We start from the raw sequence: 21,784 nt of genomic DNA on the forward strand, positions 1-21,784 counted from the left end.
ACCCCAAAAAATGAGAAATTAAAATGAGGCAGGCGTCTCCGAGAATTCGGAGATGCCTGCCTCATCTTTTTATCGTTAATTTACTGTTTATAGAAGCAAAAAAAGGACCCCTCTGATAGAATTAAGTTACGACACAAAACACAAAAGAGGAGGGTCCTTATGTTTAAACATTATACCATGTGTGAAGTCGTTTTACCTCTAGATTTGGAAAGAAAATTACCTGAAAATGATATTGCTTTTACCGTTAACCATTTAGTAGAAAGTATTCCAGACGAAGCTTTTGACGGTTTCCGTCGGGAAACCGGACACCCTGCTTATCACCCTCGCATGATGATGAAGATTATTTTATGTGCCTATACGCAATCCGTTTTCTCGGGCCGTAAAATTGAGTCATTACTTCAAGACAGCGTACGCATGATGTGGCTTGCCCAAGATTATCAGCCCAGCTATCGCACCATCAACCGATTCCGTGTGAACCCTCACGTAAAAGAACTCTTACGCCAGTGCTTTGTCCAATTTCGCAGCCAGCTGGTTCAAGAAAAAGTCATTGAAGAAGAAGCCATTTTTATTGATGGCACCAAAATCGAAGCAAATGCCAACAAGTTTACTTTTGTATGGCGGAAGTCCACTGAGAAATACAGTACGCAATTGGTGGAAAGATCGGCTCAGATGTATGAAGAACTGTTGGAGCAGGAAATTATCCCCGCAATCGAGCTGGAGAACCCCGAAGCCCTATCGGGCGAAGAGTTAACAAAAGTAGCAGAAAAACTGGACGAAAAGGTGCAGGAATACGATCGCCGCATAGAAGCAAGTGATGATACTGCCGAACGCAAGCAGCTTCGTTCCGAACGTAAAGCACCAAAACAGTACCGAAAGCAAGTCAATGATTTCATTAAACGGAAATCAAAATATCAGGTCGACATGGAAATCTTCGGAGACAGAAATAGCTACTCCAAAACTGACCATGGTGCCACTTTTATGCGCATGAAAGATGATTATATGAAAAATGGCCAACTTAAACCTGGGTACAATGTGCAGCTGGCTACTGAAGGTCAATATGCCCTGGCCTATGATGTGTTCCCGAATCCTACGGATACGCGAACTTTCATCCCTTTCCTTGATAAGATTGAACGGGACTTTTTTGAGCTGCCCGACTATATTGTCGCGGATGCCGGATATGGCAGTGAGCAAAATTATGATGATGTGGTAAATAATCGGAAGCGCATCCCTCTCATCACCTATAATCACTACCGAAAAGAAAAGCAAAAGAAATATAAACAAGATCCTTACCAAGTAGCTCACTGGGATTATGATGCCGAAGGCGACTTTTTCACTTGCCCGAATAACCGGAAATTAGCGTTTCGGTACCTATCCGAAAGATGCGACAAATTTGGATTCAAGCGTCATTATCGCGTGTATGAATGTGACGATTGTACTGCTTGTCCCTTACGTGCAGAATGTACGAAAGCGAAAGAAGGAAACAACCGGAAAATCTATTACAACGAAAGATGGGAAAAACAAAAAGCATATACCCAGCAATTACTCAGCGAAAAAGAAACAGGGAAAATTTACGGAAAACGTAAAATAGATGTCGAGCCAGTCTTCGGATTTCTGAAGGCTCATTTGTGTTTCACTCGTTTCTCGGTACGAAGTAAAGAGAAAGTGGAAAACGAATTAGGATTCGCCTTCATGGCGGTGAACATCAGGAAGTTCACCGCCAGATCAGCAAGTATAGTAAGGAATTCAAAAAATATCAGATCAAAAAAGATCTCGGTCACCATTTTCCTGGTGACCGAGATCTTTTTTGTGTCAGAGAGGAGTTATGTCCCGCTCTCATCTTTTTTAGGTACCGCTGTCGTCTGTATTGGTTGTAATAGGTTATAGCTTTGTATGCTTGTTTCAGCTTTTATGAATTCTAAATCTTTTACAACAACCAAATTCCGATGATGGTAGAGAGTGACAGCCCGATAACGACTGGGATAAAACATTGCCGCACTAATTCCATCACCGGCACACGTGCAAACCCAGCAATTGCTACAATAGATGACCAGGCAATCAGCGTGCCGCCACCAACCCATATTGCTCCCATTTGTCCAATTGCAGCAAGCGTAGAGGCTTCCATGCCGACAGCAGGTGCTAGGGCGCCTGAAAGCGCTCCGACGAGTGGAAGTCCGGAAAAGCCTGAACCGTCCAGTCCAGTTACCATACCGACTATCAGCAATCCAAATCCTGCGAAAATTGGATTCTCTGGAATATAATGCTGACCAGCCTCTACTAAATCAAACAGAAATGAAGGAGCCTGCGCTGCATCTTCCAGACCGAATATCTTGGCTGATATTTCTCCGCTTCCTAAAAAGAAAAAACCAGCAATCGGAATGACCGGCCCCATTGCCCGAAAAGCAAAGGTAAAGCCATCCACCAAATGGTCACTCACTTTATGCAATGACTGCTTCCAATTGTAAGCAATCGCCGCTGCCATCATAAGTAAGATAGCAGCACCACCGATTAAAGCAGCACCATCCCCGCCTTCAAGCGACGCAGTATTACGGAAGGTCGCATAAGCCATATAAATCACAACAATAAGAAAGCCTACGGGCACCAAAATTGCAAACAACATACTGAACCTCGGTTTTTCACCTGCATGATCCTCACTAGACACATCGTATCCGTTCCACCTTTCCAGGTGTTTGATGGAAGGAGAAGAGATTTTTTTTCGAATACGAAAGTACACCAGTAGCAAAGCTGTAATGCCAGTGATTAGCGATAAAACAAGCGCTTTATCTGCCACAGCTGCGGTTTCTACACCAGCAGCAGAAGCACTCAGCATCGGTGCAATTTTAATAATATAGTCAGCAGAAAGCGCCATACCTTGGCCGGAAATTGCCATGGCCACACCAGTTGCTAATGGCGGCAAACCAGCTTTGACTGCAACTGGAAGCAGAATCGCACCTACGAGCGGTACTGCCGGTGTAGGCCAAAAGAATAAAGAAATACAGTACGTAATAAGTGCCAGCACCCAAAAAGAAGTGTGGCCGTTCGTCATAATATAACCAAAAGGGCGAATCATTCGTTCATCAGCCCGCAATGCTTTTAAAGACTGCAGCAAAGCAGTCATAACAGTAATAATTAAAAAGATATTAAACAGCTCGGAGGCAGCTGTGAGGCTGGCACTGAAAGTTACCTGCAAACCCTCTACAAGTGTCCCGGTATACACCCAACCGACTAAGAAGGTCATCAATAATGATGGAACCAATACATTCTGCCGAACAAGCATCGTTAAAATTATTAAAAGCGTTCCTGACAGATACATCCAGTGAGCCATCGTTAAGTCTGTCAAGCGGTTTCCTCCTTTATCTCAGCATGTGCCTTAGCCTATGTAAGACAGAAGAAACCGGTGACTATTTGCTTAATTGCATCATCATAGAGATATTCCGTATGTGTAGCAGCAGGTTTGAAGGAAACAACAAAAAAGAAGGAAGCGGATTATTTTTCCGTTTCCTTCTTTTGATTGAATCGATAAAAGCTATATTGCCCTTTTAACAGCAAGCAAATATGCTCAAACATAGTGCCGCGGGACATGTGGCCATTCGTGAAAACACCAACTGCCCCCTCTGTTGTTGAGATATCTTCTTTACTCGTAAATGCGCGCATAACTGGACCCAGCTCTTCACCGGCAAGCACTGGTTGTGCAATAAATTCTGGCAGCAGCAGTTTTGCACCGCTTGCACTCCACACGTTTTCGCCAATCGATAAAGCTCCCCAATTACAGATATACAGACCGTCATCCATTAACGTGACACCGCCTTCTAGTCCGATACCGGCCGCTGCGCCAGGTAAACTACTGCAAGCCTTCGCACGTTGAATGGCTCCCTGACGTGTTTCCTCATCACTCATCGGCTGTGCACGCACACCAGAATCTACGCTGGCGTCCTCTAAATTCCAATCTCCGAAAACAGCTTTAACAGCTTGAATTTTTGCAGGATTTTTGGATCCAATAATCATCTTCATGTTCCCGTGCTTCCTTCCCTGCTGCTTAGTCGTTCTTTGTTATAAGATCTACTGTCGACTGATCGGTAGAACGGACAAGTTTTAACAGCAGCTCTTTAGCGGCCGCGTAATCATCGACATGAATAATGCTCGCACTTGTATGCACATAGCGTGAAACAATCCCTATAACTGCAGATGGCACGCCTTCATGCGCCAAATGCACACGTCCTGCATCTGTTCCGCCTTTTCCAACATAATATTGATAATTAATATTATTTGATTCAGCTGTATCTAAAATGAATTCGCGCATATTGCGATTCATAATCATTGTCCCATCGAAAATACGCAGCAAAGCACCTTGGCCAAGATGTCCGAACGCCTGCTTGTCTCCTCCAACATCGTTTGCAGGTGAAGCGTCCAGTGCGTAGAAGATATCCGGGTTGATCATGTTAGCAGCAACTTGGGCACCACGGAGACCAACTTCCTCCTGAACAGTCGCACCAGCATACAATTCATTAGGAAGTGTTTCGCCTGCCACTTGCTCCATCAATTCTAAAGCCAATCCGCAGCCGTAACGGTTATCCCATGCTTTAGCTAATATCTTTTTTTCATTTGCCATTGGCGTAAACGGCATGTACGGCAGAATTTGCTGACCAAGCTGGATTCCAATTTCATAAGCATCTCGTTCGTCATCTGCTCCAATATCAATCAGCATACCCTCTATTGATGCTGGTTTGTTCCGCTGTTCTGGTGTCAAAAGATGCGGCGGTGTTGAACTGATTACGCCGGGAATTGGACCCGCATCTGTCATAACTTGCACGCGCTGCGCCAGCAGAACTTGACTCCACCAGCCTCCTAGCGTCTGGAAGCGGATCAAGCCATTTGGTGTAACACCAGTAACCATAAAGCCAACTTCATCCATGTGACCTGCGGCCATTACTCTTGGTCCGTCGCCTTTTTTTACACCGAAGATACCACCAAGTTTATCCTGGATAATATCATCTGCATATGGCTTCAGCCTTTCTCTCATGAACGCACGCATTAAATGTTCATTTCCTGGAGCTGCCTGCAGCTCGGTCAGCTGTTTAAATAAATCTAATGTATTTTTGTTCATCTATATGTACTCCCTTTTTGTCAGACTATTGTATATCTATTGTAAACTATTGAACATCAACATGCCATAAAGGTTGTTTCGTTTTATATTTTAGCGGTAATAAGCTATACTAGAAGATAACTTATGTTGAAGAGGTGACCAAAATGGGCGTTAAAAAAACAGTAGCCGTTGTGGGTGCAGGTCTAGCAGCTGGATATTTCCTTCAGAAGCAGATTGCAAAACAACAAAAAGTAACTCCAGAAAAAGCACTCAAATTCGCAAAAGAAGCGTTTAAGAAAGAAGGACCAATTAGCGGTTCTTGGATTTATATGAAGCCAGAAGAAAAAGTGAAGCATGGCCTCACGTATAATGTATACCGTGGCGGTATCTCACGTACAATTGATGGAGAACCAGCTCAGTATGAATTCTTCGTTGATGTAGAAACTGGATCCGTTATCGACGCTGTTGAGACAGCATCTTAATAAAAACGAACTGCACCCCAAAGTTACAAACATGTAACCTTTGGGGTGTATTTTTACACTGTGTTTCTTTAGAGAACATCGCATTCGTTTAAGATGGTTTGAGCTATTTAACTACTTTCCTACAGGTCGATCAACCGCTTTATCTGCCTCTCTTGCGTTTTTGGAAGCCTCTTCCCGACTCTTCTTCATTTCTTCAATTGATTTCGTTTTTAATCGTGCAGCTCCTATATAATCTCTCGTCGGCAGCCGCTTTTCATTTTGCTGACGCTGCTTGGCTTGACTGATGCTGTCTTTGTACTGCGGCAGCCATTTCTCTTGCGCAATGAGCATATCATCTACCATTTGCCAGATTTCTGGTGGTGTACATACAGCACCAACTAGCGGGTCCATCATAAATGCCTGCCTTAAGAGTAAATCATCCCCATTGACAGCCGCTTCTACTGCAAGTCTCTGTACAGAAATACTTGCTTGACATACAGCCGCACAACCAAGCGGCAAATCGCCAACAATCGGCATGTTAATGCCGTTCCGATCAACATAGCCAGGTGCTTCTATAACAGCGTCTGAAGGTAAATTTGGAATAATACCATTGTTGATCGTGTTAAAGTGGCCGCGATACGTTCTGCCTGTCTCCATCGCTTCTATAATATAGGAACCATGTTCTTGCCCCCGCTCTTTTTCATCATAACGATAGGCAGGCTCTTTCATCCAATTTGGAAAGTCTTCCTTAAACCAGTTTCGGCCTTCTGTGCAAACACGCAGGTATCCTCCTGTTTCACCATTAATCCAGGAACCTAAGTCAACCCACTCTGTAATCTGATCCAATCGCTTACGGTACCACGGTACATATTCACTTAAATGTCCATTTGATTCCGTGCTGTAATATCCAAAACGACGGAGCATGTCGATACGTACTTTTTCTGTTTTACTATACTCCGGGTGTGATTCAAACGCTTCAAGGAGTTTGCCAGTTAAGTCTTCTCCATTATTGGTGATCTGAATATACCACGTCTGATGATTAATTCCTGCGCAAATAATATCTACATCTTTCTGCTCCAAATCTAATACATCGGCTATTTGACGATGTCCTCCTTGCACACCATGACAAAGACCGACTGTCTTGACACCTCCATACGTATTGCATGCCCATGTGAGCATCGCCATTGGATTAGCATAGTTCAGTAACAAGCAATCCGGCTCCGCTACTTCGCGAATATCTCTGCAGATCTCGAGTATCTCATGAATACCTCGCTGTCCGTACATGATTCCGCCAGCACTTAATGTGTCCCCCACGCACTGATCCACTCCGTAACGCAGGGGAATATTGATATCTTGTTCAAATGCTGCTAACCCGCCAATTCGAAAAACAGATATAATATAGCGAGCATCTTTTAATGCATCTCTGCGGTTAAGAGTAGATTGAATCTCTATGGATAATCCATTTTCTCTTATATCTCGCTGACACAACGCGGTCACCATCTTAAGATTATCTTCATCAATATCGGTAAAAGCAATCTCAACATCTTTAAAAGCAGGTACAGCTAGAATATCCCGTAACAAGGCACGCGTGAATCCAATGCTTCCCGCTCCGACGAATACGATTTTAAAAGACATTTCTATACAAATCCTTTCTTAATATGGATAGGATCTTCTAGCGAGTATTTGTTTGTTTACGTAAGTACGTGTGGCAGTTCATTCCTATCAAAGTCACAATGATTGCTATAACAGCTGCAGCTCTTTATATATATTCGCTTCCAATGAAGATTATCTTCCACAGCGACAACTTACCTCCCTGCTAAAGAGAGATATTTTTGATTATCTGTTTTGTTATAACCTTCTGGCCATATTAATTGTTAGGCATTTTCAGCATACAAAAAAGCTGGCATGAATCTGGTACAATACCAGTTCCATGCCAGCTAAGGGCAATAAATATTGTGTTAGCACCTAACATAAGAGCTTATTGAAACGAAGCGACACTCCGGTAAATACGGTAGCCTCGGGAAGAGAATTTCTCCTCATACTCTGTTTTCACATTCAGCGGATCATTCTCTGCGTGCAGATCAAGCTTCACTTCCTGCAAAATCATTCCGAAGCGAGAAAAGCTCGATAGAGAGTATTCAAAGAGTTTCTGGTTATCCGTCTTGAAGATAACTTCGCCATTCTCCTTTAGAACTGCCTTATACTGCTCTAAAAAGCTGCTGAATGTTAATCGGCGCTTTTCATGTTTGTTTTTCGGCCATGGGTCGGAGAAATTGAGATAGATGGTATCTACTTCATTCTCTTCGAACAATTCACGAAAATCGGCAGCATTTTCATTTAACAGCCGTACGTTCGGTAGTGCAGACTCCGCTGCTTTCTCAACCGCTGTAACGATAATACTTTTTGCCAATTCGATGCCGATAAAATTGAATTCTGGGTGCTGGGCTGCCATTCCGGTAATAAACTGCCCTTTACCTGATCCAATCTCTACACATAGCGGTTTATCATTACCAAATAACTCCCGCCACTTTCCTTTATGTTGCTTTGGTTCATGGATGACGATATGGTCATGTTCTTTCAAAAAATCGTCTGCCCATGGTTTATGGCGCACACGCATATATCTCACTCCTATTACTGTCCTTCCCTCCTGCATAGTTTGGTGCCAAAACGCACACGCTATGCTTAGGAAGGAGGAGAAAATCGATGTCACTTTCCGTTGATAATCAACTCGGTTTGCTGCGTGATATTCTCAGTGAGCATTGCGAATCCTGCTGCGGCAGTAAATCTGAATGCGAACAAATATCACGATTAGCACGTTCTATTTTATCTAATAAATCATCTGATCAGCATGAGATTTTGGCGATGCTTCCCGGTATCCACTCCTACAGCTCAGCTGGTGAGAAAGCTGCCGATATTAATGCACATATCACGACCAACAGAGGCCAGCTTGAAAACTGGGTCGAGACAATCGACAGTCTGCAGGGTTAACAGATCAGCGGTTTTATTTCCGAAATCAACAGCTTCAAATCCTTGCATTTCCGTTCCAGATTGTCTTCTCGAAGGGACATGATAAGGCGGGCAGCTTCGTACCAATAAATTCGTTTAAGCAGACCGTCATCCAGCGGCTTGCCATACGCAGCCATCCAAGCTTCCCAATCCGCTTGCGGAACGTATTTCCGGAGCAGCATGCCTATGTCTGCTGCCGGATCGGCAATGAGGGCACTGTCCCAATCTACTAGATAAAGTTCATCATGGCGGCTTATCATCCAGTTGTTATGATCAATATCAAAATGGCAGACAGCCAAAGTTTGTTGTGGCATCTCAGGTAAGAACAGCGCCAGACTCTTCATTACTTGATGCAAAGCAGGCAGCCGATCTTGGAAGCCAGCTGCTTTCTCCCGCAGCTCTTCCAATTTCGCTTCTGGCTGCAATGGTTTTTTACCCATGCGCATCAGCATATTCAGCATCTCAGAAGAATGATGAATTTTGCTGAGCAGCTGGGCCACTCGGGAATCGTTCATCTCAGAAGACGTCAGCCCGCGTCCTTGCAGCCATTCCTGAGCAGTTATTACATCCCCATTTTCCATTCGCTTCGTCCATACAAGCTTTGGAACAATTCCCTCCGCCGATAGGACTGCCAAGAAAGGAGAAGAATTACGTTTCAGGAAAAGCTGCCGATTCGCACTGCTTGCATAATATGCTTCTCCAGTTACACCGCCTGCAGGAGCGATCTTCCACTCATTTCCCAGTATGTGTTCTAACCAATTCACCGTTCATTCCTACTTTCCTAGTGCAATCGCTCTGCATTACTAGCTGTAAACAAGCCCAGCGTGACACAAGGCAAGTACATTCCCGATCAAAATCGACAGACATACTTTAGATTACAACATTTTCTATGGTTTTATCAATACGATTATCTGCAAAAACCGCTTATTTAACTAAAAAATTCTTCTTTCTCTTCTGTTTCCCATTCCGGACGTCGGACAGCCTTCGTATACGCGTGCTCAAGCAGGACTTCAGCAGCACGCAGCTGCACATGCTTTAACGCAATCTGCTCCTGCCGTTTTCCCATCAGCCAATCTGCATGCTTTTGACTGCCAATAATTTGTGTGTTCCGCGGTTCACTGTTAAATCGTATGGCATTCTCTCTGCTCAATACAACTTTTGTTACTGGCAGTTCTACCTCGTGTTTACGCAAGATACTTTGAACTAATCTTTCTGTTCGGTTAAGTGACAGCATCGGACTGATGAAGTTTGTAAACTGCCCTTTCTTCTCTCTTTTCCACGTCCGTTCTTCCGAAGCCCAAAATAGGACATCCGGCTTGTCTTCCAATACAGAAATAATCTCAATACCAAGCGGATGAATCAAAATCGTTTCAGCTTCCATCGTTGTCTGCTTTACTTCGAAGACAGGTTTATACATCACAAAGAACGTATCGGGAAACCGTTTTAAAAAATAACGAAGAATAGGGTCTTTCTTAAATTGATGATCATAAAAAGAGAATTCTCCCAAGGTAGATGTTGCCCACTTCAGCTGAAACTCAAAAAGCTCTTCTAGGAAATCCTGTTTTAATACTTGTTCTGTAGGCGCTGTATAAACAGTTTTTTGTTCTTCTTCAGAATCAGGTTGATCTTCTTTTCTTTGAAAAACTTGATACCATGGCTTTTTTGCTGGTTCTTCTGCTTTTTCTACCTCTGTATTGAATGGAGCAGCTTGCTGCTGCTCCCAATCTTTTTGTGTTTTTCCCCAGTTCTCTTTCTTCAACTTAATGAATTGGCTGGGGTATCGATAAGGATGCTGCTCATACCGCGATATATATTCATGCAGCTTAATTAATTGAGCCACATTGTTTCACTCCTTTTCCAAATCTTTCACCAGTACAGGAACGTACTTTGGACGTTTACCTGGTTCAATTCGATATAGCGTCACTTTATCTACTAAAATCGTTTTAGCAAGCTGTTTTTCCGGCAGCGGCAGCGGCCCCTCCACGTTGCCTGATCCCCATCTTTTACCGAGCGTAATATGAGGGCGGTAGGGCCGGTTTTCTTGTTCGAATCCAGCTTTTGCTGTTGCAGTTATTACATGTTGGTACAGCTGCTGCAGCGGATCATGCGGTTTTACACCTGCCCAGACAACACGGGGCTGTTTTGGACTGCCAAATACATCAACACCAGCTGCATCCAATGCAAATGCCTTTCCGAACTGCTGCGTTTGCCATGCTTCAGTCAATTGATCCAGCTGCTGGTCTGACGTAGCACCAAGAAACTGCAATGTTATATGAAATTCCTCTGGTCTTGGCCATTGTTTCATCGGCACATAAGCTTTCAATTCGTCCTGCCAGTCAGCGAGCGCTGCTTGAATCGAGGTGCCTAATCCAATTCCGATGAAATAATGTGTACTCACGCTATCCCTCTTTTCCCTGTTAATGCGTTCGTCATGCGTTTTACGACAAACAGAATAACAACGCCCAAGAATGTCGTTACTGCGAACAAGCCATACATATGATAAACAGTAGCAGTCTCTATAACGACACCGCCGATAAGATTAAAGAACGCATTGCCCAGTCCAGTTCCGACGGCAGAATAAAGGGCAATTGCAGTAGCCTGCACAGACGATGGTGCAGCGCTTCTTATATAAAGTAAAGCAGCCGGCACATAGAGGCCAATGGACAATCCTTGAATAATGGTTGTGATAAAAATAACTGCGAGCGGCGGATCGAACATATAAAGTACCCACCGTGCTCCAGAGACGCTGGCACTTAATATAACAACATGCAAAATGCTCATCTTCCCAATAATACGGTGCGCCAGTTTCATAAAAGGTGCTTCACTGCCAGCTCCAAGGAAGAAAGCAATACCTACAGCACTTAGTGTGCCTCCGGCAGCCAAAATGAATGTCCCAAAATAAAAATTGTTTGCCAGTATGGGACCAAAGATAAGAAAGTTAGACGCCAGAAACAGCAAGAACGGTTTGTTTTTGCGTAAAGTCTGCAGTCCTTCTTTCATGGAGACAGCAGCAATGTCATATCCTTGCCGCGGAAATTTACGCAAAGCCGGTAATGCCAGCAGCAAACAAACCCCGTATGCAACAAAGATCCAATCCAATGATCCGGCCATATCCGTTATATATCCCATTAAGAAAGAAGCGACAGCAAACCCAATAGCGCCCCACAAGCGGATATTTCCATAGACCAGTTTGTGTTGCTCCACAAAACCTAAAGCCATACTGTCCGATAAAGGTATAACTGCTGCTTGAAAAACAGCAATAGACAGCATGCCAATTAACAGCAAAGCGTAATGATCATAAAATAAATAAATGAATGCAAGCGCTGCAGCAGCAGCTAATGCTGCTGCTAACAAACGCAATGGTTTTCGAGTGTAATCACTCAATAGACCCCAAACTGGCTCCATAACTGTGTTTACAAGCGGAATTGCTGCCACAATCAGACCAACTAGCACTGAATTCAGCTGCTTCTCTTCTTGCAGAAACACTGCCAACAGCGGAAATAAAGATCCATTAGAAAGAAAAGCTGTCAGGTAAAAGTACTGAAAAGATCGGTAAGTTGTTTTCGTTTCAGCACGCATTAGATCTGATCATCCTTCGTCAGCAGGTAAAGTGATTCTGCATAAATGGCAATAGCGCGAAGCATATCATCAAGCAGGATATGCTCATCCTGTTGATGGGCACTGTCTGGTGCGCCCTGAAATAGCGGACCAAAAGCGACTCCTTTTTTCATCGCACGCGCATATGTTCCTCCTCCGATTGCCAAGATATCTGTTTGATCACCCGTCTGTCGGCGGTAAACATCGACCAATGTTTCGACTAATGGATCATCCTTCTCTACATAAAGCGAAGCTAAATGCGATGTTTGTTTGAATCCGGCCCCCGTTTCAGCAAGCTGTTTCAATAGATTTTCTTTCACCGTATCGTATGCTACTGTTACAGGGTAACGAATATTAACGCCAATGGACCAGCTATCCGTCTCTGTCATCGTGCATTCACCAAGATTGAGCGTCAATGGACCAGATACATCATCCGATAATCCCAATCCTATTCCTTTCCCATTGTAATCCTCGAATTTCTCCACTAGCCAATTCAGCTTGTCGGTTACATCAGCATGAAGTGGGAGCGATTGGAGAAACTTAGCCAGTACGATAACGCTATTGCGACCTTTCTCCGGAGTTGAGCCGTGTGCCGCTTTGCCAGACACGCTCAGTAAAATATTATTTTCTTTCACTTCTGCTTTGCCGTTGATCCCTGCAGCCGCTAAATACACAGCGAATGCTTGCTCTACAGCTGTTAAATCTGTCCCTGAAAGGGTGGCCTCGGCCTTGCCGGGAACCATATTTAAAGCTTTTCCTCCATGAAAGCGAACAAGTCGAAGCATGTCGCTTTGTGCTGCCACAGGAGGCAGCGAAATGTAGCCGTCGATAATGCCTTTCTCAGCATAAATCAGCGGAAAGTCAGCATCAGGTGTGAAGCCGGTATCTGGCATTTCTTCATATTTAAAATAATGCTCCATGCACTGCCAGTCTCTTTCTTCATCGGTCCCCATAATGAGCCGAATTCGCTTTTTTGGCTCATAACCGCTGTCTTTCAGCAGTTTCATCGCAAAGTAGGCAGCGACAACCGGTCCTTTATCGTCCAATGTTCCTCTGCCAAAAAGACGACCTTCTGAAAGCGTCGGAGTAAACGCACCATACGTCCATTCTCCATCTGCAGGAACAACGTCCAAATGGCCGAGCACACCAACCAAACCGCTGCCTTGGCCATATTCGATATGGCCCGCATAACCGTCCACATACTTCGTGACAAAGCTATCGCGCTTGCCTGTATCCAGCATATAACGAAGCGCTGAATCAATTTGCTCGCCGAACGGCATCTTGTCTGTTTTTGACGATTCGTCATACACACTTGGAATCGATATAAGACCTTTTAACATATCTACATAATTGTCCTTATAAGCAGATGCCTTTTCATACCAGTCGATTTTCTCCATCATTCATCGCCTCCTAAAGCTTTATTAATATTCTTATACACTTATTGTAAAATAAATTAACAGAAAATTTAACCTATCTCCTAGCCTTCTTTGATTAATTATTGTAAAATACGGGTAGAAAGAGATTTAGAAGCACCACCGATTCTTATGTAAAATTAAGGAGTGGTTTTTTGAATCAATCAACATCCCGAATGCTAAACCGGGTAAAAGCTGTCTATCTTTTTATCAGAGAAAGGGAAACAGTTTCTACTACTGAATTGGCTGAAGAATTTGGTATTACAGACCGTACAGTGCAGCGCGATCTTAACGTGCTGGAGTATAACGGTTTAGTACAAAGTCCTCATCGGGGGGTTTGGTCTACGACATCAAAAAAAGTCAAAATCTCTTGATTCAAATCGTACAACCTATGTAACAAACATAACTTACCTATAAGGCAAGCTGATCTGTTCTCAGATCAGCTCTTTTTTGTGTGCTCCATTAAACTGCTTAGTTCTTCATCAGAAAGTTCCCGATATTCGCCTAGCTGAAGATCTTCATCCAGCTTCAAACTGCCCATCTGAAGACGCTTTAAATACGTTACTTCCATATTTACAGCTTCAAACATCCGCTTAATCTGATGAAATTTGCCTTCTGTAATAATGATTTCAATCTCAGAAACAGGTCCAGCCTTCAGTATCTTCAAAATAGCCGGCTTTGTAACATACTCATCATCCAGCGTAACGCCTGCTTCGAATTGTTTAATTGTCTGCTCGGTAACTTCTCCATTAATTTGAGCATAATAAAGCTTTTGCACATGTTTTTTTGGCGATAGCAGCTGATGAGAAAGCGTGCCGTCATTTGTTAATAAAAGCAAGCCTTCCGTGTCCTTGTCTAAACGACCAACAGGAAACGGCTCAAAAAGTCGATCTTCCGGCTGCAGGATGTCTACCACCGTTTCATCACGCTTATCTTCTGTTGCCGACACAAGACCCGGCGGCTTATGCATCATCAAATAAATGAATTCCCGATACTCTACCTTCTCCCCATTCACTTGAACATTATCTTTGTTTTCATCCACGTGAATTGATGGCGACTTCACCGGAGTGCCATTTACGGTAATGGCACCATTTTTTAATAACCCTTTTACTTCTTTTCTGCTGCCAAAACCCATATTGGCAAGTAACTTGTCTAATCTCATTTGTTAGTCCTTCTTTCTTTTCATTAAACGATCTAAAAATCCAATACGATTTCCTAGCACCCGTTCCAGCAAGGTAGATTTATAAGCAAGGATCATATAAACAGACCCACCAGCTATCGCACACACAATGACCATAACAGCTGATGCAATTCTTCCATCTTCATAAGTTAATGCAAACCCAAGCAGGAATTTTACGATTAAGACAACAACAGACATGATAGCTGTGAAGATTAAAATTAACATGGCCCGCTTTCTTAGCTGCTGCGCTGGAAATTTTAATGCATGCTTCATTTTAATGTAATTCAATACTGTCGCGATTCCGACAGCCAAAGCCGTCCCAAAAATAGCACCCTTCGCTCCGAAAGCATGCATAAGCGGAATATTGAAGAAAATCTTTACTAACAGCCCTGCTGTCAAACTAATGACAGAGAAGCGCTGCTCATTGATTCCCTGCAAAATGGATGACGTTGTTGTAAATAGGGCAAACAGTAAGGCCACAGGCGCGTACCACATCATTAGTTTACCCGCTCCTAGGTTTAAAACGTCACTTGTACCATAGAAAGCTGTGTACGCTTCATTACCTAATAGCGCAATACCTACACTGGCTGGGAATATTAAAAATAAGACAATTTGTAATGACTGATTTATTTGCTTCAGATACAATTTCCGATCATTTGAGAAAAATGCTCGTGTGAGTGCTGGTACTGCGGCTAAGGAAAGTCCTATAGAAAGAGTCATAGGTATAGTGATTATTTTGTGTCCATATAAGTTAATAATCCCATACAGCGCTTTCGCTACCTTTCCATCTTGACCAATTGCTGTGAGCGCTCTCACCATCGTAAACTGATCAATAAACTGGTAAAGTGTAGTTGCAATACCAGTTACAACGAACGGTCCAGCATAACTTAACAATTCTTTTATGATTGTCTTATCCGTTATTTGCGCAGGTTGAACTTTTTGCTGTTTCATTCTTAACTTAAGATGTGGTTTTCTGGCTCTCCAGTATACATACAATACAACACAGGAAGCTAGTGCACCTATAAAAGCTGCAAATGTCGCATATCCTACAGCTACAGCTGTGTTCTGATGAAAGACATTGATAGCGAGATAAACGGCAAGTAGTAAAAAGACAATACGTACTACCTGTTCCACTACCTGAGATACAGCAGTAGGTCCCATAGATTGATTTCCTTGGAAGAATCCTCGCACAATACTCATAGCAGGAATAATGAGGTTAGCAAAGCTCACAAGCCTAATAACATAAGCAACTGCTTCACTTGAGAATCCTTCCTCATTGCCTCCTACACTCCATTGTGCAATGAGGTCAGCTCCAAAGTACATGACTAAAAAGGCTACTGCTCCTGTAACAACCATAATAGACATACCTTTATGCAAGACACGCTGACTTGTTCGGTAATCACCCAAACCATTGTATTTTGATACAAACTTAGATACACCTAATGGTATACCGATTGTCGAGATACTAATTAGTATATTATAAGGAACATAGGCATAACTGAATAACGCCCCACCAGAGGCACCTACTAAAGCATTAAATGGGATAACATAAATAATCCCTAGAAACTTCGACAGGAAAGAAGCTGCTGTTAGCAGCAAAGTCCCGCGAATTATAGTCGACAAAGCCATTTATTCACCAAACTCCTCTTTAAAATCCAATGAATCTATTTTATCATAAAGTAGACCTGATGGAAGAATTCGATTGAATCCCATCAGCAGAAAGGAAGAACACGCATGAATTACGATGTAATTGTAATCGGAGGCGGCCCATCTGGACTAATGGCAGCCATTTCAGCTGCTGAGCACGGTGCTGCCACGCTTTTGATTGATAAAGGCAAGAAACTAGGTAACAAACTCGCTATATCCGGAGGCGGCAGATGTAATGTGACAAATCGCCTGCCGCAGGATGAAGTCATCAAACATATTCCGGGTAATGGAAAATTTTTATATAGTGCTTTCTCTATATTTAATAATTACGATATTATCGATTTCTTTGAGAATCTTGGGGTAAAGCTCAAGGAAGAGGACCATGGTCGTATGTTCCCGGTCAGCAACTCAGCAAAATCTGTTGTACAAGCACTGCTTAATCGAATGGATGCGCTGCATGTACATGTTCGCACAGAAACGCCTGTAAAAGCTGTTCACTATGGAGAAGAGCAGCACGATGTTATTTTAAAAGACGGAGAAAAAATCAGTGCTGGGGCTGTTATTGTTGCCGTTGGTGGAAAAGCAGTACCGCACACGGGCAGTACAGGCGATGGCTATGCATGGGCTAAAAAAGCTGGGCATACGATTACCACGCTTTATCCGACCGAAGTGCCGCTTCTTTCTTCTGCAGCTTTCATCAAGCAGAAACAGCTGCAAGGGCTCGCATTACGCGATGTAGCGGTGAGTGTGCTGAATGCGAAGGATAAAACTATCATCACACATCAGATGGACATGCTATTTACGCATTTCGGTATATCTGGCCCAGCTGTTTTACGCTGCTCACAATATGTGGTCAAAGAATTTATGAAAGGCCGAGAAGAAGTAACAATTCATATTGACGCTGTACCAAATAAGAAAGAACATGTCTTAACAGAAGAAATTTCAAAAACGATGACTGATCAGCCGAAGAAAGCTTTTCGCAATCTTGTAAAAGGCATCGTACCAGAGCGTTATTTAGATTTTCTGCTGGAAAAGGCAGAAATATCTTCCGAGACAAAAGCAGCAAATATTTCCCGGGAAAATCTTGTGCAGTTTATTAGCTTGGTAAAAGGTTTCACTTTCCCTGTTAACGGCTCACAGCCAATTGAAAAAGCGTTTGTTACTGGCGGAGGCGTCTCAGTGAAAGAAGTGGTTCCAACTACGATGCAATCAAAGTTCATGCACGGTTTATATTTCTGTGGTGAAATTCTTGATATTCATGGCTATACTGGTGGTTATAATATTACTTCTGCTTTAGTAACTGGCCGCGTAGCTGGTATGCATGCAGCGTGGGAAGCTTCATCCGTTAAAAATTGATACAAGAAACCCTCCATCATCTAAATGGAGGGTTTCTTGTATTTCTTAACATTAAACCATGCCATAAGTAGTGTATCGTATAATTTACCGTCACGAAGTCTTTTATCGTCCTTTAAACAGCCTTCCATTTGGAACCCAAACGTTTCATATAAAGCTACAGCACGTTTATTAGCTTTCAGTACGGATAAATTAATTTTATGTATTTGATAATCCTCTGCCCAATCTATTACCTTGTGTAGCATTTGCTTACCTATCCCGTATCCCCAATAGTCCTTTCGTATTGCAATGCCGAATGTGACTTGGTGCTGCTGACGTTTCAATTTATTCCCTTCGCATCTGCAATAACCGATAACGCTTTTGTCATCACAAGCTACAAGACAAAGATTATATGGTTCTTGCTGATCTGATTTAATCAACTCTTCAAAATCCTCCGGCGAAAGATAACTTTCTCCTCCCCTTTCTCTATAACAAAAAATCCCTGATCAAAAATGATCAGGGATTTATCTTGCCTGGCAGCGTCCTACTCTCACAGGGCGAACCCAACTACCATCGGCGCTGAAGAGCTTAACTACTGTGTTCGGCATGGGAACAGGTGTGACCTCTTCGCTATTACCACCAGACAATTCAAAGATTCAATTGAATGAACCCTCAAAACTAGATAAGAAACTTCATGCTTTTACATCTCATGCGCTGCCAAGCACCGGAGTGCTTGGTCTTTGGCGTTGACTTACTAAGTTCTAGCTGCGTTGAGCTAGATCCAGCTCCAAAGGCCAGAAACTCCAGTATAAGCAATAGCCCTTCAAGGGAAAATTCCCCTTTACAGCCTCTTACTTATCCTTACGTTTCTAAACGGCCTTTTCCGCTTTTCATTTTAGTTAAGTCCTCGATCGATTAGTATTCGTCAGCTGCACGTGTCACCACGCTTCCACCTCGAACCTATCTACCTCATCGTCTCTGAGGGATCTTACTCATTTAAAATGATGGGAAGTCTCATCTTGAGGGGGGCTTCATGCTTAGATGCTTTCAGCACTTATCCCTTCCGCACGTAGCTACCCAGCTATGCTCCTGGCGGAACAACTGGTGCACCAGCGGTGCGTCCATCCCGGTCCTCTCGTACTAAGGACAGCTCCTCTCAAACTTCCAACGCCCACGACGGATAGGGACCGAACTGTCTCACGACGTTCTGAACCCAGCTCGCGTACCGCTTTAATGGGCGAACAGCCCAACCCTTGGGACCGACTACAGCCCCAGGATGCGATGAGCCGACATCGAGGTGCCAAACCTCCCCGTCGATGTGGACTCTTGGGGGAGATAAGCCTGTTATCCCCGGGGTAGCTTTTATCCGTTGAGCGACGGCCCTTCCATACGGCACCGCCGGATCACTAAGCCCGACTTTCGTCCCTGCTCGACTTGTAGGTCTCGCAGTCAAGCTCCCTTCTGCCTTTGCACGCTACGAATGATTTCCAACCATTCTGAGGGAACCTTTGGGCGCCTCCGTTACTCTTTGGGAGGCGACCGCCCCAGTCAAACTGCCCACCTGACACTGTCTCCGAACCGGATAACGGTTCTGGGTTAGAATGTCAATACAGCCAGGGTGGTATCCCACGGATGCCTCCACCGAAGCTAGCGCTCCGGTTTCTAAGGCTCCCACCTATCCTGTACAAGCTGTACCAACATTCCATATCAGGCTACAGTAAAGCTCCACGGGGTCTTTCCGTCCTGTCGCGGGTAATGCGCATCTTCACGCATAGTATAATTTCACCGGGTCTCTCGTTGAGACAGTGCCCAAGTCGTTGCACCTTTCGTGCGGGTCGGAACTTACCCGACAAGGAATTTCGCTACCTTAGGACCGTTATAGTTACGGCCGCCGTTTACTGGGGCTTCGGTTCACAGCTTCGGGACGAAGTCCCTAACCATTCCCCTTAACCTTCCAGCACCGGGCAGGTGTCAGCCCCTATACTTCGCCTTACGGCTTTGCAGAGACCTGTGTTTTTGCTAAACAGTCGCTTGGGCCTTTTCACTGCGGCTTCTCCTAAAAAGAAGCACCCCTTCTCCCGAAGTTACGGGGTCATTTTGCCGAGTTCCTTAACGAGAGTTCTCCCGATCATCTTCGGTTACTCACCGTGCCTACCTGTGTCGGTTTGCGGTACGGGCACCTATTTCCTCACTAGAGGCTTTTCTTGGCAGTGTGAAATCAGGAACTTCGGTACTAAATTTCCCTCCCCATAACCGCCTGGAATATTGTTGAGTGGATTTGCCTGCTCAACTTCCTCACGGCTTGGACGCGCATAACCAGCAGCGCGCTTTCCTTATCCTCCTGCGTCCCCCCATCGTTCAAGCGGATTTAGGTGGTACAGGAATATCAACCTGTTGTCCATCGCCTACGCCTTTCGGCCTCGGCTTAGGCCCCGACTAACCCTGAGCGGACGAGCCTTCCTCAGGAAACCTTGGGCTTTCGATGAAAGAGATTCTCACTCTTTTTTCGCTACTCATACCGGCATTCTCACTTCTAAGCGCTCCAGCCGTCCTCACGATCGACCTTCACTGCCCTTAGAACGCTCTCCTACCACTGACATCGTAGATGTCAATCCGCAGCTTCGGTGGTGTGTTTAGCCCCGGTATATTTTCGGCGCAGCGTCACTCGACCAGTGAGCTATTACGCACTCTTTAAATGATGGCTGCTTCTAAGCCAACATCCTGGTTGTCTAAGCAACGCCACATCCTTTTCCACTTAACACACACTTTGGGACCTTAGCTGGCGGTCTGGGCTGTTTCCCTTTCGACCATGAACCTTATCACCCATGGTCTGACTCCCAAAGTAGATTGATTGGCATTCGGAGTTTGACTGAATTCGGTAACCCGATGAGGGCCCCTAGTCCAATCAGTGCTCTACCTCCAACCATCATCCTTTGAGGCTAGCCCTAAAGCTATTTCGGAGAGAACCAGCTATCTCCGTGTTCGATTGGCATTTCACCCCTACCCACACCTCATCCCCGCACTTTTCAACGTGCGTGGGTTCGGGCCTCCAGTCAGTGTTACCTGACCTTCACCCTGGACATGGGTAGATCACACGGTTTCGGGTCTACGACCACCTACTATATCGCCCTATTCAGACTCGCTTTCGCTGCGGCTCCGTCTATACAACTTAACCTTGCAGGGGATCGTAACTCGCCGGTCCATTCTACAAAAGGTACGCCGTCACCCATTAACGGGCTTCGACTACTTGTAGGCACACGGTTTCAGGTTCTATTTCACTCCCCTTCCGGGGTGCTTTTCACCTTTCCCTCACGGTACTGGTTCACTATCGGTCACTAGGGAGTATTTAGCCTTGGGAGATGGTCCTCCCGGATTCCGACGGAATTTCACGTGTTCCGCCGTACTCAGGATACACTCCGGAGGAAACCACATTTCAAATACAGGGCTCTTACCTTCTATGGCGGGCCATTCCAAGCCGCTTCATTTACATGGTTTCTTTGTAACTCCAAAGGAGTGTCCTACAACCCCAGAAGGCAAGCCTTCTGGTTTGGGCTAATTCCGTTTCGCTCGCCGCTACTCAGGAAATCGATTTTTCTTTCTCTTCCTCCGGGTAATGAGATGTTTCAGTTCCCCGGGTCTGCCTCATATCACCTATGTATTCAGTGATACGTACTATCCAATAACGAATAGTGGGTTCCCCCATTCGGAAATCTCCGGATCAAAGCTTACTTACAGCTCCCCGAAGCATATCGGTGTTAGTCCCGTCCTTCATCGGCTCCTAGTGCCAAGGCATCCACCGTGCGCCCTTCTTCACTTAACTAATTAAACGCATGATGCTAAAAATTCGCGACAATAAAAATTGTCTTTGCTTTAAAGTTTGATGTTCTGGCATGTTGTTTCTTATCTAGTTTTCAAGGTTCACAAGAGAGATTGATCTCTCAAAACTGAACAAACAACCAATTACGACTTGTCTACTACGAAGTAGTAGTTCCATTGTCTAGGTTCCGCTCCTAAAAGCTAGCGTATAGTTCATCTCGTTTCCCGACTCCAAAACCAGGAGACTGTAACC

18 protein-coding genes and 2 rRNA genes are annotated in these 21,784 nt (G+C 44.3%); 5 read left to right on the forward strand and 15 right to left on the reverse strand.

What is annotated here, in order from left to right; all coding sequences use genetic code 11:
- The first annotated feature begins 159 nt into the window (after nucleotides 1-159).
- Nucleotides 160-1,884 carry an IS1182 family transposase gene (locus KS242_RS11985; protein ID WP_217321549.1) on the forward strand — a complete coding sequence of 575 codons (1,725 nt, stop codon included), beginning with the start codon at nucleotides 160-162 and terminating at the stop codon, nucleotides 1,882-1,884.
- Between the two features lie 40 nt (nucleotides 1,885-1,924).
- Here the strand turns inward: KS242_RS11985 and KS242_RS11990 are convergent, their stop codons facing one another.
- The 3 genes from KS242_RS11990 to KS242_RS12000 form a co-directional block, all read right to left on the reverse strand.
- Nucleotides 1,925-3,337, reverse strand: a complete 1,413-nt coding sequence (locus KS242_RS11990) for a hypothetical protein (protein ID WP_254391696.1) — start codon at nucleotides 3,335-3,337, stop codon at nucleotides 1,925-1,927.
- Between the two features lie 146 nt (nucleotides 3,338-3,483).
- Complete coding sequence (locus KS242_RS11995; protein WP_217321550.1) at nucleotides 3,484-4,008, reverse strand: DUF84 family protein; 525 nt, start codon at nucleotides 4,006-4,008, stop codon at nucleotides 3,484-3,486.
- 25 nt (nucleotides 4,009-4,033) lie between these two features.
- Nucleotides 4,034-5,101 carry a M42 family metallopeptidase gene (locus tag KS242_RS12000; RefSeq protein WP_217321551.1) on the reverse strand — a complete coding sequence of 356 codons (1,068 nt, stop codon included), beginning with the start codon at nucleotides 5,099-5,101 and terminating at the stop codon, nucleotides 4,034-4,036.
- A gap of 143 nt (nucleotides 5,102-5,244) precedes the next feature.
- Here KS242_RS12000 and KS242_RS12005 point away from each other — a divergent pair, with 143 nt between their 5' ends.
- Entirely contained in the window at nucleotides 5,245-5,562 is a 318-nt protein-coding gene (locus KS242_RS12005; protein WP_077307979.1) for a PepSY domain-containing protein, read from the forward strand.
- Nucleotides 5,563-5,673: 111 nt separating this feature from the next.
- Here KS242_RS12005 and KS242_RS12010 read toward each other — a convergent pair whose 3' ends face one another.
- Both KS242_RS12010 and trmB read right to left on the reverse strand, forming a co-directional pair.
- Entirely contained in the window at nucleotides 5,674-7,176 is a 1,503-nt protein-coding gene (locus KS242_RS12010) for an alpha-glucosidase/alpha-galactosidase (RefSeq protein WP_217321552.1), read from the reverse strand.
- A gap of 343 nt (nucleotides 7,177-7,519) precedes the next feature.
- Nucleotides 7,520-8,158 carry a tRNA (guanosine(46)-N7)-methyltransferase TrmB gene (trmB, locus tag KS242_RS12015; RefSeq protein WP_217321553.1) on the reverse strand — a complete coding sequence of 213 codons (639 nt, stop codon included), beginning with the start codon at nucleotides 8,156-8,158 and terminating at the stop codon, nucleotides 7,520-7,522.
- Nucleotides 8,159-8,244: 86 nt separating this feature from the next.
- On the opposite strand from trmB, the gene KS242_RS12020 reads away from it, so the two are divergent.
- A complete protein-coding gene (locus KS242_RS12020; protein WP_217321554.1) occupies nucleotides 8,245-8,529 on the forward strand; it encodes a YtzH-like family protein in 285 nt (94 codons plus the stop codon).
- On the opposite strand, the gene KS242_RS12025 is transcribed toward KS242_RS12020, so the two are convergent.
- From KS242_RS12025 to pepV, 5 genes are all read right to left on the reverse strand, one after another.
- Nucleotides 8,526-9,311 (reverse strand): phosphotransferase family protein, encoded by a 786-nt coding sequence (locus KS242_RS12025; RefSeq protein ID WP_217321555.1) that lies wholly within the window; start codon nucleotides 9,309-9,311, stop codon nucleotides 8,526-8,528. The two genes, KS242_RS12020 and KS242_RS12025, sit on opposite strands and share 4 nt — an antisense overlap.
- A gap of 164 nt (nucleotides 9,312-9,475) precedes the next feature.
- Complete coding sequence (locus tag KS242_RS12030; protein WP_217321556.1) at nucleotides 9,476-10,387, reverse strand: NERD domain-containing protein; 912 nt, start codon at nucleotides 10,385-10,387, stop codon at nucleotides 9,476-9,478.
- Between the two features lie 6 nt (nucleotides 10,388-10,393).
- Nucleotides 10,394-10,945: an RNA 2',3'-cyclic phosphodiesterase gene (gene thpR, locus KS242_RS12035; RefSeq protein WP_217321557.1), complete on the reverse strand. Its 552-nt coding sequence runs from the start codon at nucleotides 10,943-10,945 to the stop codon at nucleotides 10,394-10,396.
- The gene (locus KS242_RS12040) at nucleotides 10,942-12,126 is read right to left on the reverse strand and encodes an MFS transporter (RefSeq protein WP_217321558.1); all 1,185 of its coding nucleotides are present in this window, start codon (nucleotides 12,124-12,126) and stop codon (nucleotides 10,942-10,944) included. Before KS242_RS12040 ends, thpR begins: the two co-directional genes overlap by 4 nt.
- Nucleotides 12,126-13,544: a dipeptidase PepV gene (pepV, locus tag KS242_RS12045; protein WP_217321559.1), complete on the reverse strand. Its 1,419-nt coding sequence runs from the start codon at nucleotides 13,542-13,544 to the stop codon at nucleotides 12,126-12,128. Before pepV ends, KS242_RS12040 begins: the two co-directional genes overlap by 1 nt.
- Nucleotides 13,545-13,711: 167 nt before the next feature.
- Here pepV and KS242_RS12050 point away from each other — a divergent pair, with 167 nt between their 5' ends.
- A complete protein-coding gene (locus KS242_RS12050) occupies nucleotides 13,712-13,930 on the forward strand; it encodes a DeoR family transcriptional regulator (RefSeq protein ID WP_077307963.1) in 219 nt (72 codons plus the stop codon).
- 65 nt (nucleotides 13,931-13,995) lie between these two features.
- Here KS242_RS12050 and KS242_RS12055 read toward each other — a convergent pair whose 3' ends face one another.
- Nucleotides 13,996-14,718, reverse strand: a complete 723-nt coding sequence (locus KS242_RS12055) for a pseudouridine synthase (protein WP_217321560.1) — start codon at nucleotides 14,716-14,718, stop codon at nucleotides 13,996-13,998.
- A 3-nt stretch (nucleotides 14,719-14,721) separates the two neighbouring features.
- Entirely contained in the window at nucleotides 14,722-16,365 is a 1,644-nt protein-coding gene (locus tag KS242_RS12060; protein ID WP_217321561.1) for a putative polysaccharide biosynthesis protein, read from the reverse strand.
- Nucleotides 16,366-16,470: 105 nt separating this feature from the next.
- Here KS242_RS12060 and KS242_RS12065 point away from each other — a divergent pair, with 105 nt between their 5' ends.
- On the forward strand, nucleotides 16,471-17,739 hold the full coding sequence (locus KS242_RS12065) for a BaiN/RdsA family NAD(P)/FAD-dependent oxidoreductase (protein WP_217321562.1): 1,269 nt from the start codon (nucleotides 16,471-16,473) through the stop codon (nucleotides 17,737-17,739).
- A gap of 20 nt (nucleotides 17,740-17,759) precedes the next feature.
- On the opposite strand, the gene KS242_RS12070 is transcribed toward KS242_RS12065, so the two are convergent.
- From KS242_RS12070 to KS242_RS12080, 3 genes are all read right to left on the reverse strand, one after another.
- Nucleotides 17,760-18,215, reverse strand: coding sequence for a GNAT family N-acetyltransferase (locus KS242_RS12070; RefSeq protein ID WP_256444548.1), 456 nt, complete (start codon nucleotides 18,213-18,215; stop codon nucleotides 17,760-17,762).
- A 31-nt stretch (nucleotides 18,216-18,246) separates the two neighbouring features.
- Nucleotides 18,247-18,359, reverse strand: a 5S ribosomal RNA gene (gene rrf / locus KS242_RS12075).
- A gap of 251 nt (nucleotides 18,360-18,610) precedes the next feature.
- Nucleotides 18,611-21,535 (reverse strand): 23S ribosomal RNA (locus tag KS242_RS12080).
- Nucleotides 21,536-21,784 lie beyond the last annotated feature (249 nt).

The sequence above is a fragment of the Terribacillus sp. DMT04 genome, assembly GCF_019056395.1.
GTDB classification, from domain to species: Bacteria; Bacillota; Bacilli; order Bacillales; family Amphibacillaceae; genus Terribacillus; species Terribacillus aidingensis_A.

What these genes read in the sequence shown, in the direction of transcription:
- KS242_RS12065 (WP_217321562.1), top strand. Translation starts at nt 16,471, where the DNA reads ATGAATTACGATGTAATTGTAATCGGAGGCGGCCCATCTGGACTAATG.
- pepV (WP_217321559.1), bottom strand. Translation starts at nt 13,544, where the DNA reads ATGATGGAGAAAATCGACTGGTATGAAAAGGCATCTGCTTATAAGGAC.
- KS242_RS12040 (WP_217321558.1), bottom strand. Translation starts at nt 12,126, where the DNA reads ATGCGTGCTGAAACGAAAACAACTTACCGATCTTTTCAGTACTTTTAC.
- KS242_RS12010 (WP_217321552.1), bottom strand. Translation starts at nt 7,176, where the DNA reads ATGTCTTTTAAAATCGTATTCGTCGGAGCGGGAAGCATTGGATTCACG.
- KS242_RS11995 (WP_217321550.1), bottom strand. Translation starts at nt 4,008, where the DNA reads ATGAAGATGATTATTGGATCCAAAAATCCTGCAAAAATTCAAGCTGTT.
- KS242_RS12005 (WP_077307979.1), top strand. Translation starts at nt 5,245, where the DNA reads ATGGGCGTTAAAAAAACAGTAGCCGTTGTGGGTGCAGGTCTAGCAGCT.
- KS242_RS12060 (WP_217321561.1), bottom strand. Translation starts at nt 16,365, where the DNA reads ATGGCTTTGTCGACTATAATTCGCGGGACTTTGCTGCTAACAGCAGCT.
- KS242_RS12000 (WP_217321551.1), bottom strand. Translation starts at nt 5,101, where the DNA reads ATGAACAAAAATACATTAGATTTATTTAAACAGCTGACCGAGCTGCAG.
- KS242_RS12020 (WP_217321554.1), top strand. Translation starts at nt 8,245, where the DNA reads ATGTCACTTTCCGTTGATAATCAACTCGGTTTGCTGCGTGATATTCTC.
- KS242_RS12055 (WP_217321560.1), bottom strand. Translation starts at nt 14,718, where the DNA reads ATGAGATTAGACAAGTTACTTGCCAATATGGGTTTTGGCAGCAGAAAA.
- trmB (WP_217321553.1), bottom strand. Translation starts at nt 8,158, where the DNA reads ATGCGTGTGCGCCATAAACCATGGGCAGACGATTTTTTGAAAGAACAT.
- KS242_RS11985 (WP_217321549.1), top strand. Translation starts at nt 160, where the DNA reads ATGTTTAAACATTATACCATGTGTGAAGTCGTTTTACCTCTAGATTTG.